This is a genomic window from Halomonas cibimaris (assembly GCF_055379665.1).
Genome location: NZ_AP043828.1, coordinates 1,223,348 through 1,235,773, shown reverse-complemented (window position 1 = coordinate 1,235,773; position 12,426 = coordinate 1,223,348). Strand labels below are relative to the sequence as shown.

12 protein-coding genes and 4 tRNA genes are annotated in these 12,426 nt (G+C 63.3%); 3 read left to right on the top strand and 13 right to left on the bottom strand.

Annotated elements, in window-relative coordinates; all coding sequences use genetic code 11:
- Positions 1–244 precede the first annotated feature (244 nt).
- The 12 genes from rplL to ACZ415_RS05650 all read right to left on the bottom strand — a co-directional run bounded on the left by rplL (position 245) and on the right by ACZ415_RS05650 (position 6,356).
- The gene (rplL, locus tag ACZ415_RS05705; protein ID WP_344704895.1) at positions 245–616 is read right to left on the bottom strand and encodes a 50S ribosomal protein L7/L12; all 372 of its coding nucleotides are present in this window, start codon (positions 614–616) and stop codon (positions 245–247) included.
- Positions 617–722: 106 nt separating this feature from the next.
- Positions 723–1,223: a 50S ribosomal protein L10 gene (gene rplJ, locus ACZ415_RS05700; RefSeq protein ID WP_344704894.1), complete on the bottom strand. Its 501-nt coding sequence runs from the start codon at positions 1,221–1,223 to the stop codon at positions 723–725.
- Positions 1,224–1,516: 293 nt separating this feature from the next.
- Positions 1,517–2,209 (bottom strand): 50S ribosomal protein L1, encoded by a 693-nt coding sequence (rplA, locus tag ACZ415_RS05695; protein ID WP_344704893.1) that lies wholly within the window; start codon positions 2,207–2,209, stop codon positions 1,517–1,519.
- A 2-nt stretch (positions 2,210–2,211) separates the two neighbouring features.
- Positions 2,212–2,643, bottom strand: coding sequence for a 50S ribosomal protein L11 (gene rplK / locus ACZ415_RS05690; protein WP_344704892.1), 432 nt, complete (start codon positions 2,641–2,643; stop codon positions 2,212–2,214).
- A gap of 176 nt (positions 2,644–2,819) precedes the next feature.
- Positions 2,820–3,353, bottom strand: coding sequence for a transcription termination/antitermination protein NusG (gene nusG, locus ACZ415_RS05685; protein WP_344704891.1), 534 nt, complete (start codon positions 3,351–3,353; stop codon positions 2,820–2,822).
- An 8-nt stretch (positions 3,354–3,361) separates the two neighbouring features.
- Complete coding sequence (gene secE, locus ACZ415_RS05680; RefSeq protein WP_344704890.1) at positions 3,362–3,745, bottom strand: preprotein translocase subunit SecE; 384 nt, start codon at positions 3,743–3,745, stop codon at positions 3,362–3,364.
- Between the two features lie 72 nt (positions 3,746–3,817).
- Positions 3,818–3,893: transfer RNA gene (locus ACZ415_RS05675), tRNA-Trp, on the bottom strand.
- 158 nt (positions 3,894–4,051) lie between these two features.
- Positions 4,052–4,126: transfer RNA gene (locus ACZ415_RS05670), tRNA-Thr, on the bottom strand.
- Between the two features lie 22 nt (positions 4,127–4,148).
- Positions 4,149–4,222 (bottom strand) — tRNA-Gly (locus tag ACZ415_RS05665).
- Between the two features lie 88 nt (positions 4,223–4,310).
- Positions 4,311–4,394: transfer RNA gene (locus tag ACZ415_RS05660), tRNA-Tyr, on the bottom strand.
- A gap of 139 nt (positions 4,395–4,533) precedes the next feature.
- Complete coding sequence (locus tag ACZ415_RS05655; protein ID WP_344704889.1) at positions 4,534–5,373, bottom strand: type III pantothenate kinase; 840 nt, start codon at positions 5,371–5,373, stop codon at positions 4,534–4,536.
- On the bottom strand, positions 5,370–6,356 hold the full coding sequence (locus ACZ415_RS05650; RefSeq protein WP_344704888.1) for a biotin--[acetyl-CoA-carboxylase] ligase: 987 nt from the start codon (positions 6,354–6,356) through the stop codon (positions 5,370–5,372). The genes ACZ415_RS05655 and ACZ415_RS05650 overlap by 4 nt, the downstream gene beginning before the upstream one ends.
- Positions 6,357–6,531: 175 nt before the next feature.
- On the opposite strand from ACZ415_RS05650, the gene typA reads away from it, so the two are divergent.
- Entirely contained in the window at positions 6,532–8,361 is a 1,830-nt protein-coding gene (gene typA, locus ACZ415_RS05645) for a translational GTPase TypA (RefSeq protein WP_344704887.1), read from the top strand.
- A gap of 62 nt (positions 8,362–8,423) precedes the next feature.
- Here typA and ACZ415_RS05640 read toward each other — a convergent pair whose 3' ends face one another.
- Positions 8,424–8,654, bottom strand: coding sequence for a hypothetical protein (locus ACZ415_RS05640; protein WP_344704886.1), 231 nt, complete (start codon positions 8,652–8,654; stop codon positions 8,424–8,426).
- 77 nt (positions 8,655–8,731) lie between these two features.
- Here ACZ415_RS05640 and ACZ415_RS05635 point away from each other — a divergent pair, with 77 nt between their 5' ends.
- Positions 8,732–9,343 (top strand): TlpA family protein disulfide reductase, encoded by a 612-nt coding sequence (locus tag ACZ415_RS05635; RefSeq protein WP_344704885.1) that lies wholly within the window; start codon positions 8,732–8,734, stop codon positions 9,341–9,343.
- A gap of 116 nt (positions 9,344–9,459) precedes the next feature.
- Positions 9,460–12,420, top strand: a complete 2,961-nt coding sequence (gene rapA, locus ACZ415_RS05630; protein ID WP_344704884.1) for an RNA polymerase-associated protein RapA — start codon at positions 9,460–9,462, stop codon at positions 12,418–12,420.
- Positions 12,421–12,426 lie beyond the last annotated feature (6 nt).

Below are 12,426 nucleotides of genomic sequence, written 5' to 3'. Positions count from 1 at the left end.
ACGCAGACAGCAAGCTCCTTGTCGGGTAGCTCGCCGTCAAAAATTCTGTATGTCGTTGCGTTATTCAACGCATTTCTGCTGCCGCGCCTTGACGCCACGGATGCCTGGCCTGCCGTTCGCGGCCGAACATCGGCGAAACGCTGCATTATGGCAGTATGACAGCAACAGAAAAAGGCCGGCAGCGGGATAACCCCGCCGCCAGCCGCGGAAGCTTACGCAGCGCGTAAAGCCGCCGGCATCAAAATCACTTGAGCTCGACGGAGGCGCCAGCTTCTTCCAGCTTGGTCTTCGCTTCTTCAGCGTCTTCCTTGGACATCGCTTCCTTGATGGTCGCCGGCGCGCCGTCAACGGCACCCTTGGCTTCCTTCAGGCCAAGCCCTGTGATCTCACGAACCGCCTTGATCACGTTGACCTTCTTGGCGCCGGCGCCTGTCAGCACCAGGTCAAACTCGGTCTGCTCTTCTTCGGCTTCGGCTTCACCGCCGCCCGGGCCGGCAACGACAGCGGCCGCTGCGGTCACGCCGAATTTCTCTTCCATCGCCTCGATCAGCTCGGCGACTTCCATGACGGACATGTCGGCGACGGCGTTGATGATATCGTCTTTGCTAAGTGCCATGATTTCTTTCCTAACGTTGCGGTGGTCTCGCCCAAGCGAAACCCAAAAGTGTTTGCCTGGCTCGTGCAGCGACGGCTTTCACCCCGCTGCCATTGCAAAAAGGGGCTTACGCCGCTTCTTCTTTCTGGACGCGCAGCGCATCCAGGGTACGAACCAGCTTGCCAGCAGAGGCTTCTTTCATCACCGACATCAACTGGGCAATTGCCTCGTCGTAGGTCGGCAGGGTTGCCAGACGGTCAATATCGGCAGCCGGGATGAACTCACCTTCGTAGGCCAGCGCCTTGACTTCGAAGTCCGGTGCGCTTTTGGTGAATTCCTTGAACAGCCGCGCGGCAGCGCCGGGGTGCTCGTTGGAAAACGCCAGCAGCGTCGGACCGACAAACGTCTCGTTCAGGCATTCCCACTGGGTGCCTGTCAGGGCGCGGCGTGCCAGCGTGTTGCGCACAACACGGATCTGCACGCCATTCTCGCGGGCCTGCTTGCGCAGGTCGGTCATCTTGTCGACCGCAACGCCACGAGAATCGGCAACAACGACGGAGAGTGCGTCCTTGGCCGCTTCACTGACTTCGGCAACAATCGCTTTCTTGCCTTCAAGTGCTAGTGGCACAGTCATCACTCCTTCGTGCCGGAAACCCGACGGGCTTCCGAGTTACCATCTCTTCCCACCCGCAGGCGGGAAGCCTTGGGATGGTGCTCACCAGAAAGCGCAACGCGACATCCTGTTTTCATAGCGAGCGGTTTGCAACGCTCGCTCGATGTCTTACTGACTGGCGGCAACACCATCTGCGCAGGCGCTACGCATTAAGCCACTGCCTGCCGCGGCAAACAGCGGCACCTGCGGTCTTTGACGGTGCACCGCGCCTGGCACGGAGACCGCAAAGTTTTTATCAGGAGCAAGCCCTATACCAGCGACGTATGGTCGATGGTCAGGCCCGGCCCCATGGTGCTGGACAGGGTCATTTTCTTGAAATAAACGCCCTTGGAGGTGCTCGGCTTGAGACGCTTGAGGTCAGCGACCAGCGCTTCAAGGTTGCCCTTGATAGCGGCCGCGTCGAAGTCGGCCTTGCCCAGCGTTGTGTGAATAATACCGTTTTTATCGGTACGAAAGCGCACCTGGCCGGCCTTGGCGTTCTTGACCGCGGTGGCCACGTCCGGCGTTACCGTACCGACTTTCGGGTTCGGCATCAGCCCGCGCGGGCCGAGAATCTGACCCAGCTGGCCAACGACACGCATCGCGTCGGGCGAGGCAATCACCACGTCAAAGTCGAGATTGCCCTTTTTCACTTCAGCGGCCAGGTCGTCCATACCCACGATGTCGGCACCGGCGTCTTTCGCTGCCTGCTCGTTGGCGCCCTGAGTGAAGACGGCGACGCGCACGTCCTTGCCGGTACCGTTGGGCATCACGGTGGCACCGCGAACGACCTGGTCGGATTTACGCGGATCTACGCCCAGGTTGACGGCGACATCCACAGACTCTTTGAAGTTCACGGTAGAGAGCTCGGCGAGCAGCGCCACCGCCTCGTCAAGGGAGTAGGTCTTGTTGGCGTCGACCTTGTCGCGAATCCGCTGTGCGCGCTTGGTTAGCTTAGCCATGATTACAGACCCTCCACGTTAAGACCCATGCTGCGGGCGCTACCGGCAATGGTGCGTACCGCGGCGTCAAGATCCGCCGCTGTCAGATCCGGCTCTTTGGTCTGAGCAATTTCTTCAAGCTGCTCGCGGGTCACGCTGCCAACCTTGGCCTTGTTCGGCTCACCGGAGCCGGACTTGACGCCTGCGGCTTTTTTCAGCAGCACAGCGGCAGGCGGCGTTTTGGTGACAAACGTAAAGCTGCGGTCGGTGTAGACGGTAATCACCACAGGCGTCGGCAGGCCAAGCTCAATGTCTTGCGTCTCGGCGTTGAACGACTTGCAAAACTCCATGATGTTAACGCCGTGCTGACCCAGCGCGGGGCCCACGGGCGGACTCGGATTGGCTTTACCTGCAGCAACCTGCAGCTTGATATAAGCCTGTACTTTCTTGGCCATGTTGTACTCCAGATGGGTATCGCGCCTTGCGGCTTCCCGGTGACAGCAAACCGCCTTTCAAAGGCGGTCTGCACGTTTACTCTGTTCGATCGCGTCCGGCCCGCTTTTTGACCGCTCTGCTCTTTTTCGACCGACGCGTTTTCAATCAACGCGCTGTTGACCTGCTCTTTTTTAATTTACTCTTTTTCGACCTGGGCGAATTCAAGCTCGACCGGCGTGGCGCGGCCGAAAATCAGCACGCTGACCTGCAAACGGCTTTTTTCGTAGTTGACCTCTTCCACCACGCCGTTGAAATCGGCAAACGGCCCGTCGGTGACGCGCACGGACTGGCCGGGCTCGAACATGGTCTTGGGCCGCGGCTTATCGGTGCCGTCCTTGACCCGGCGCAGAATCGACTCGGCTTCGCGGGTGGTGATCGGCGCGGGGTTTTCCTTGGTACCGCCGATAAAGCCCATGACGCGCGGCGTCTCATTCACCAGATGCCAGGTGTTGTCGGTCATTTCCATCTCGACCAGCACATAGCCGGGATAGAACTTGCGCTCGCTCTTACGGCGCTTGCCGTCGCGCATTTCGACGACTTCTTCGGTAGGCACGAGAATCTCGCCAAACTGATCTTCGGCGTCGTAAAGTTTTACACGCTCGGTGAGCGAGCGCATGACGTGCTTTTCAAAACCGGAATATGCGTGAACGACGTACCAACGCTTGGACATGAAAACTCCTAACCGATCACGCCGGACATCGCCCAGCCGAGAAGCGTGTCAATTAACCACAGCAGCAGGCCAACCACCATAACGGCGACCAGCACAATTGCGGTTGTTTGCACGGTTTCTGGCCGAGTCGGCCAGACCACGCGCTGTATTTCTTTCTTGGATTCGCGTGCCAGCGTTACCAGGCTGCGGCCCTTGGCCGTCGTCAGCGCTACGCCGCCGGCCATCAGGCAAAAAGCAACGACACCCAGCACGCGGTACAAAAGGCCGATGCCGGCAAAATAGGTGTTGGCTATCACTGCCACTGCCAACAGCGCGACCACTGCCGCCCATTTGAGCCCGTCATGGCGCGACTGCTGAACCTCGGCGCCATGTTTTACAGAATTAGGCTTCATAAAAACGAGACTCCTCGGGAGTGCGGCAAACGATAAGGAAAATCAGGAAAGGCACGCCAACTTGGGGAAAGCTGGCAGGCCAGGAGGGACTCGAACCCCCAACCTGCGGTTTTGGAGACCGCTGCTCTGCCAATTGAGCCACTGGCCTGTATCGTTACTGCCGCCTGCACCGTTGCGATGCCTGACAGCAGCGGCCGTCATACTAGCGGACAAATTCCCGCTTGACAACCCTTGCCTTCTTCGCTGCCTGAACCACGCCAGGCGACGAAGACAAAAAAAGCGAGCCTGGCTCGCCTTTTTGCAATATGGAGCTCATGGACGGAATTGAACCGTCGACCTCACCCTTACCAAGGGTGTGCTCTACCCCTGAGCTACATGAGCAAAACGTACAACAGATACGCACTGGAGCGGGCAGCGGGGATCGAACCCGCATCATCAGCTTGGAAGGCTGAGGTTCTACCATTGAACTATGCCCGCTTGAACCATGCCTGCTCGAATGGATCGCGCAGTTGCGGCGTTCGTGCTGCTGCCCGCTTGGCAACTTGTGGCTGCCAGTCATGAAAACTGGTGGAGGGAGAAGGATTCGAACCTTCGAAGCTTTCGCGGCAGATTTACAGTCTGCTCCCTTTGGCCACTCGGGAACCCCTCCATCGCTGGCGGCGCATTTTACCGCCTTCCAGAACGCTGTCAAGCCACAATGCTTTCTATTATCGCCTCATTGATTGAGGCTCAAGCATCTGGCACGACAGTCGGCATCTGCCTTCTGCCCTGGAACGCGCTGCATTCTGTCAAAGCAGCGAAGTGAATGCAAGCCCTGCTCGAACTTTTTCCAGCGCCGGCGCCTGGGGGGCGCTTGGCGCGCCCGACATGCGCCCCGCCCGTTCGGCGCGCGTCAGCGGAAAGCAGATCTCAAGTCCGCCATACACCATATCCGGCCACACTACGTGCGCCGCCGGCATCCCGCGGGATACCACTCGGGCATCGCCTCCGGTCAACAAAAGCGGCAGCGCTACGCCGTACTGATCGCACACCTCGCTATAGATACGCTGCACCGCACTGGTCGCGGCCATATAAATGCCGTGATTGACCGCATCCACCGTCGAACGTCCGGGCGTCAGCAGCGTATCGGCTTCGCCTTCCGGGTCAATGGCAACGTTGCGCGTGCCCAGCTTGAGGCTTTCTTTCATCAGCCGCAGGCCGGGAACGATATAGCCCCCTACGTGGCTACCGCCGGGCAGCACAAAGTCCACGGTGATCGCGCTGCCGCAGTCTACCGCGCAGCAGCCGCCGGCCAGCTGGTAGCCGGCAAGCGCCCCCAGCCAGCGATCCACCCCCAGCTGCCACGGCTGATCGTAGCCGTTGGTCACGCCCAGCGCCTGCCGGGTGGAGCGGGCAACATAAACGCGCGGCACGCACCGGCGCAGCAGCGCCACGGTCTCTTCCAGCACCTCGCGACGGGCAACGCTTGAAATACGCACCGCCTCGACGACGTCAAGATCGGGGATATCCGCCCCGGGGCGCCACTCTTCACGGGTCCATACCGCCCCGCGAGAGCGGATCTCGCTGCTTTCGACTTCTTTTAGCCGCCACTTCGACAGCGTATTGCCGATATCCAGATCCAGAATCATAGGCGACCGCGCACGCTGATTTCGCCGCCGGCCAGCCGGCGCTCACCGCCACCCTCTTCTTTTATCCAAAGATTGCCGGCAGCGTCGACGTCACCGGCCACCGCGTGACGCGACGTATGGCCTACCGATACGCTGACCGGGTAGCCGGCGTAGGCGTGGCGCCGGTTCCATTCGGCCTGCCAGGCGGCAAACCCTCGGGCTTCGAACTCGGCCAGCAGCGCCAGCAGGGCGTCCACAACGTCGGCGGCCAAGGCGTTGCGGTCAAGGTCCGGGCAGGTATCCGCCAGCACCGCCGCCGGCTGGCCGATGGTTTCACGCAGGGGATCGGGCAGCGCCAGATTCAGCCCGATGCCGATCACCGCATCGCACGGTCCGGCCGCATCGCCGGTCACCTCGACCAGGATACCGGCCAGCTTGGCAAGCGAGCCGTCCGGCGCATAAAGCAAAATATCGTTGGGCCATTTCAGCTGCGGGCGGGCGCCGTAGCGCTCCAGCACCTGCGACACCGCCACGCCGACTGCCAGGCTAAGGCCCTCAAGCGTGGCCACGCCGCCGTCAAAGCGCCAGCCCACCGAGAGCATCAGGCTTTGCCCCCAGGGCGTCAGCCAAACCCGGCCGCGCCGGCCGCGTCCGGCAGTTTGCTGCTCTACCAGGCACACCTCACCGTGGCCGGCGCCCTGGGAAAACCGCCGGCGCAGGTATTCATTGCTCGACGGCAGCGTATCCTCGACAAAAAGCCGAGCCAACCGGCGCCGGGCGTCGGCCGGCAAGCGCGACACGATTCGGGCGCCGTCCAGCGGCGTCAGCGACTGGGCTAGCTGATAGCCGCGCCCTTTGACGGCGCGCACTTCAACGCCGAAGGCCTCAAGCTTTTTCAGCTGCTTCCATATCGCCGCCCGGGAAATCCCGAGCGCCTCCCCCAGCTGCTCGCCGGAATGCACCTCGCCGTCGCTTAACAAACGCATCAGGTTGCCGATGGTCATGTCTCTGCCCTGCCCCGGGAAAACGGCCATCTTACCGGATGGCGTACAGCGGCGAAAAGCGTCCGGCGCTCGGCAGGCCATCTTGATCGATCGCCCCTGCAGGAAAGACAACGCTAGCCGTCAAGCGCCGCCAGCCCGTATAATGCCGGCCTATATTTTCAAGCAGGATCGCTTCGTGATCGAGAATCTTCGCAACATCGCCATCATCGCCCACGTTGACCACGGTAAAACCACCCTGGTGGACAAACTCTTGAGCCAGTCCGGCACGCTGGACCGCAAGGCCGAAAGCCAAGAGCGGGTGATGGACTCCAACGACCAGGAAAAAGAGCGTGGCATCACCATCCTGGCCAAGAACACCGCCATCCAGTGGCAAAACGAGGCCGGCACCGGCTATCACATCAACATCGTCGACACCCCCGGCCACGCCGACTTCGGCGGCGAAGTCGAGCGCGTGATGTCCATGGTCGACTCGGTGCTGCTGCTGGTCGACGCCGTGGATGGGCCCATGCCGCAGACCCGTTTTGTCACCCAGAAAGCGTTTGACCAGGGCCTGAAACCCATTGTGGTGGTCAACAAGATCGACCGCCCCGGCGCGCGCCCGGACTGGGTGATCGACCAGATCTTTGATCTGTTCGACAACCTCGGCGCCACTGAAGATCAGCTCGATTTTCCGATTATCTATTGCTCAGCGCTCAACGGCATTGCCGGCCCGGACCCCGATGAGCTGGCCGATGACATGACGCCGATGTTTCAGTCCATCGTCGACATCGTCGAGCCGCCGAAGGTTGAAGTTGACGGCCCCTTCCAAATGCAGATCTCGGCGCTGGACTATTCAAGCTACGTCGGCGTCATCGGCCTTGGGCGCATCACCCGCGGCAGCGTCAAGCCCAACCAGCAGATCACCGTGATCTCCAAGGAAGGCAAGGCGCGCCGCGGCAAGGTCGGCCAGGTGATGACCCACATGGGCCTTGAGCGGGTACAAACCGACGAGGCCACCGCCGGCGATATTATCTGCATCACCGGCATCGATAACCTGGCGATTTCCGATACGCTGTGCGACCCGGCCGCCGCCGAGGCGCTGCCCGCGCTGACCGTCGACGAGCCCACGGTGTCGATGACCTTTCAGGTCAACGACTCGCCGTTTGCCGGCAAGGACGGCAAATACGTCACCAGCCGCAACATCAAGGATCGCCTGGAACAGGAGCTGATCCACAACGTGGCCCTGCGCGTGGAAGAAGGCGACAGCCCGGAAAAGTTTACCGTCTCCGGTCGCGGCGAGCTGCACCTGTCGGTGCTGCTGGAGGCCATGCGCCGGGAAGGCTTCGAGATTGCCGTAGGCCGCCCGGAAGTCATCATTCGTGAAATCGACGGCGAGCAGCAGGAACCCTACGAAGAAGTCATCATCGACTGCGAAGAGCAGCACCAGGGCGCCATCATGGAGGAGCTGGGCTACCGCAAGGGCGAGATGACCAACATGCACCCCGACGGCAAGGGCCGCGTACGGGTAGACTTCATCATCCCCGCGCGCGGGCTGATCGGCTTTCGCGGCCAGTTCATGACGCTGACGTCAGGCACCGGCATTCTCACCAGCCGCTTTGACCACTACGGCCCGCTGCGCCCGGACGCCGCCACCGAGCGGCGCAACGGCGTGCTGGTCTCCATGGCCACCGGCAAGGCGCTGGCCTATGCGCTCTATGCCCTGCAGGATCGCGGCAAGCTCATCGTTGAGCACGGCACCGAGGTGTATGAAGGCATGCTGGTCGGCATCAACAACCGCGCCGACGACATGACCGTCAATCCCACCAAGGCCAAAAAGCTCGACAACATGCGCTCTGCAGGCGCTGACGAAAGCCTCGACCTGGTGCCGCCGGTACGCTTCACCCTGGAGCAGGCCATCGAGTTTCTCGACGACGACGAGCTGGTGGAAATCACGCCCAACCACCTGCGCCTGCGCAAAAAGCACCTCACCGAAAACGAGCGCAAGCGCGCCAACAAGAGCAAGTAACGCCCTGCGGCCTGTGCCGCTCGCCGCGTCGGAAACGGCCCGCCCTTTGGCGGGCCGTTTTTTTATTCATCTGTCATCCGGCGGCGATCGCGCCGGCGCTGGGCACGCTTGCGCCGATAAAACCGCACCGCGGCAATGCCCAGCGCCGCGGCCAGCATCAGCCCCAGGGCGGCCCCCTGCCAGGGGCGCGCGGCATCACCCAGCACGGTTTCCAGCACAATGATCGCAGTCAGCCCTGCCGCCTGGGTGGCGATCGCCAGCGCCCGCAAAGGATCATAGGTTGGCTGCGCCATTCGCACCTCCGCTTGTGGTTATCCCGTGATAAAGTCGCCATTGTACCCGTTTCCCCACGGCTTTTCGGACACCTCGCATGGACGCCAACGCACTGCTGACGCCGCTGCCCCGCCTGTACGCCGTTGCCGGCGGGCTGGCCCTGCTGGCCGGCGTGCTGGGCCATGCCCTGTGCCGGCACCGCTGCCGAGCGGCGATCGCGCCTTTGCCAACGCTCACCGCCCTGGGGCTGGGGTTTGCAGCCCTGCTGTTTCTTGGCACAGACGCCGCACCCGGCCGGCTGCCCGCCATCACTCTGGAAAAGCTCGACGGCAGCGCCGTGGCGCTGGCGACGCTGCCTGACGGCGCCCCCGTTATCATTCATCTGTGGGCCGCCGAGTGTCCGCCGTGTCGCCGGATGACGGCGGCATTCACAGCGCTTCAGCGCGACAACAACGTGCGCATTGTCAGCGTCAACCAGGGCGACGATCTGCTGGTGACCATACGCCATGTGGATACCCTCGCCGCACGCCGAGCGCTGCCTTTCAACCGCGTGCTACGCGACCCCCAGCAGCGGCTGATGGCAGCGTTCAACACCCGGCAGCTGCCGTTTACCCTGCTGGTTGACGCCCACGGCCGAGTGCAGCAGCACCGCGCCGGCCCGCTGGGCCAAGCCGCCCTGGAGGGCTGGCTGAACGTGCCGAGCCGCTAAACCCGCCAGCGCACCTTAATCCGCCCGCCGCTTTGCGTTAGAATCGCCCGCCTTTGAGACGCCGCTGCCTCCCCGCCGGCGGCGTTTTCCCGATTGACCGCATCCTCCGAGGCACCATGAGCGACTTTTCTCCCGGCCAGCGCTGGATCAGCGACGGCGAAGCCGAACTCGGGCTTGGCACCGTACTCAGCTGCGATGCCAGAAGCGTCACCATCCTGTTCCCCGCCAGTCAGGAAACCCGTACCTACAACACCCGCCAGGCCCCGCTGACCCGGGTTGCCTTCGGCGCCGGCGACCGCGTGACCGCCGCCGAAGGCTGGCAGATGACCGTGGATGCCAGCCGCGAGCACCGGGGGCTGATCATCTACCAGGGCACGGACGGCGACGGCAACGCCTGCGAGCTGCCCGAAACCAAGCTTGCCGATACCATGCAGTTTGACCAGGCCCGGGACCGGGTACTCACAGGCCAGGTCGACCGCAACGACTGGTTCGACCTGCGCTTTCGCACCCTGCACCACTACCAGCGCACCGAAAAGCACCCAGCGCTGGGCTTTGCCGGCCCGCGCATCGAGCTGATCGCCCACCAGCTCTACATCGCCGACGAAGTCGCCCGCCGCCACGCCCCCCGGGTGCTGCTGGCCGACGAAGTGGGCCTGGGCAAGACCATCGAAGCCGGGCTGATTCTGCACCGCCTGCTGCTCACCGGCCGCGCCGAGCGCGCGCTGATTCTGGTCCCTGACAGCCTTACGCATCAATGGCTGGTAGAGCTTCTGCGCCGTTTTGCGCTCAACGTCACCCTGCTCGACGAAAACCAGAGCACCGCGCTGGAAAGCGACGCCGTGGGCGACAACCCCTTCGACAGCGGCCAGATCATTCTGGCAAGCCAGCGCTGGCTGTTTGCCAACCCTGCGCGCCAGCACCAAGCGCTCAAGGCCCGCTTTGACCTGCTCATCGTCGACGAAGCCCACCACCTGGACTGGCGCGAAGACGGCACCAGCGGGCCGGGCTATCAGTGCGTGGAGGCGCTTTCCGGCGAGATTGATGCCCTTTTGCTGCTCACCGCCACGCCGGAGCAGATGGGCATTGCCAGCCACTTTGCCCGGCTGCGCCTGCTCGACCCCGAGCGCTACCACACCCTGGAGCGCTTCCGCGAAGAAGAGCGCCACTACGCCGAGGTGGCCGCCGCCATCGAGGCGCTGGACGCGGTGGGCGAAAGCGACAGCGCCCGGGAGCGGGTCGCCGGCGTAATCGACGACGCCGAAAGCCGTGCGCTGCTGGCAACGCTTGCCAACCCTGAAGCCGACGCCGAGCAGCGCGACAACATTCGGGCGCGCCTGCGCGAGGCGCTGCTCGACCGCCACGGCACCGGCCGGGTGATGTTTCGCAACAGCCGTCGCCACGTCGGCGGCTTCCCCGAGCGTCACCTGCACGTTACCTCGCTTGAGCTGCCTTCGGCCTACCGCCGGGTGCTGCGCCGCGTCGAACGCGACGAGGACTACCTTGATGAGCTTTTGATCGAAACCGGCATGGACCACCCGGACGTGCTCATCTACCCCGACGCCATGTACCGCGAGCTCTCAAGCGACCCGCTCAACGCCGAGCCCTGGTGGCACATCGACCCTAGGGTTCGCTGGCTTTTAGAACGGCTAAGCGACGATAGCGAAGCAGGCTTTGCCGGCGAGAAAGTGCTGGTTATCGCCCACCACCGGGAAACCGCCGAAGGCCTGGCCGAAGGGCTGCGCACCCTGGGCGGCTACCACGCGCCGGTGTTTCACGAGGGGCTTTCGCTGATCGAACGCGACCGGGCCGCCGCCGCCTTCGCCGATGAAGAAGACGGCTGCCAGGTGCTGGTGTGCTCGGAAATCGGCTCGGAAGGGCGCAACTTCCAGTTCTGCCGCCACCTGGTAATGTTCGACATGCCCCAGCACCCGGACCAGCTGGAACAGCGCATCGGCCGGCTCGACCGCATCGGCCAGCGCCACGCCATTGAGCTGCACGTGCCCCAGTTTGAAAACAGCCCCGCTGCCCGGCTGATGCGCTGGTACCATGAAGGCATGGACGCCTTCAGCGCGCCCCACGGCGTAGGCAGCGCGCTGTTTGATGCCTTTGGCGACGCCCTGGCCGATGCCCTGCTCGACGACGACGAACTCGACGCCATTATCGACGAGACCCACGCGCTTTTTACCGCCAAGCTTGCCGAACGCGACGCCGGACGCAACCGCCTGCTGGAGCTCAACGCCTGCCGCCCGGCGCGCGCTGAAGCCGTCATCGACGGCGTGCGCGAACTCGACGGCGATCGCGCCCTGCCGCGCTATGTGGAGCGCGCGCTGGACATTTTCGGCGTCGACAGCCGCGAACTGGGCAACGGCCTGATGCACATCAAGCCAAGCCCGCAGATGCTCGACGGCCTGCCCGGGCTGACCCGGGGCGAAGACGGCTTTACCGCCACCTACCGGCGCGACCAGGCCCTTGCCCGGGATGACGTTCAGCGGCTTTCCTGGGAGCACCCGCTGCTGCGGGAAATGATGGGCCGCATCGTTGACGGCACCATGGGCAACAGCGCGCTGGCGCTGCTTGGCCATCCGTCGATTCCCGGCGGCCGGCTGATGGTCGAGCTTATTTTTCGCACTCACTGCCCGGCCCCCAAACGCCTGCATCTGAATCGTTTTTTGCCGCCTACCGCGGTGCGCGTACTGCTCGACGAATCCGGCGCCAACTTAAGCGATAACATCTCGTTTACCGGCCTGGGCAAAAACCTGCAAAAGGTCAACAAATCCCTGGCCCGGGAGCTGATCAAAGAGCATCACGACAAGCTGCGCGGCCTGCTCGAACAGGGGGAAAGCGAAGCCGAGCGCGAGCTGCCAAGCATTGTCGAGGCCGCCGAAGCGCGCATGCGCGCCCAGCTCGACGGCGAACTGGCCCGGCTGAACGCGCTGGCCGAACACAACCCCGCCGTGCGCGACGCCGAGCTTGCCGCACTCGGCGAGGAGCGTGCCGCGCTGGGCGAGGCCATCGAAGCCACCCGCCTGCGCCTGGACGCCGTGCGGGTCATCATCACCGTGGATGCCGGCGGCTAAGAGGCT

What these genes read in the sequence shown, in the direction of transcription:
- rplL (WP_344704895.1), bottom strand. Translation starts at nt 616, where the DNA reads ATGGCACTTAGCAAAGACGATATCATCAACGCCGTCGCCGACATGTCC.
- rplA (WP_344704893.1), bottom strand. Translation starts at nt 2,209, where the DNA reads ATGGCTAAGCTAACCAAGCGCGCACAGCGGATTCGCGACAAGGTCGAC.
- rplK (WP_344704892.1), bottom strand. Translation starts at nt 2,643, where the DNA reads ATGGCCAAGAAAGTACAGGCTTATATCAAGCTGCAGGTTGCTGCAGGT.
- nusG (WP_344704891.1), bottom strand. Translation starts at nt 3,353, where the DNA reads ATGTCCAAGCGTTGGTACGTCGTTCACGCATATTCCGGTTTTGAAAAG.
- secE (WP_344704890.1), bottom strand. Translation starts at nt 3,745, where the DNA reads ATGAAGCCTAATTCTGTAAAACATGGCGCCGAGGTTCAGCAGTCGCGC.
- ACZ415_RS05655 (WP_344704889.1), bottom strand. Translation starts at nt 5,373, where the DNA reads ATGATTCTGGATCTGGATATCGGCAATACGCTGTCGAAGTGGCGGCTA.
- ACZ415_RS05650 (WP_344704888.1), bottom strand. Translation starts at nt 6,356, where the DNA reads ATGACCATCGGCAACCTGATGCGTTTGTTAAGCGACGGCGAGGTGCAT.
- ACZ415_RS05640 (WP_344704886.1), bottom strand. Translation starts at nt 8,654, where the DNA reads ATGGCGCAGCCAACCTATGATCCTTTGCGGGCGCTGGCGATCGCCACC.
- ACZ415_RS05635 (WP_344704885.1), top strand. Translation starts at nt 8,732, where the DNA reads ATGGACGCCAACGCACTGCTGACGCCGCTGCCCCGCCTGTACGCCGTT.
- rapA (WP_344704884.1), top strand. Translation starts at nt 9,460, where the DNA reads ATGAGCGACTTTTCTCCCGGCCAGCGCTGGATCAGCGACGGCGAAGCC.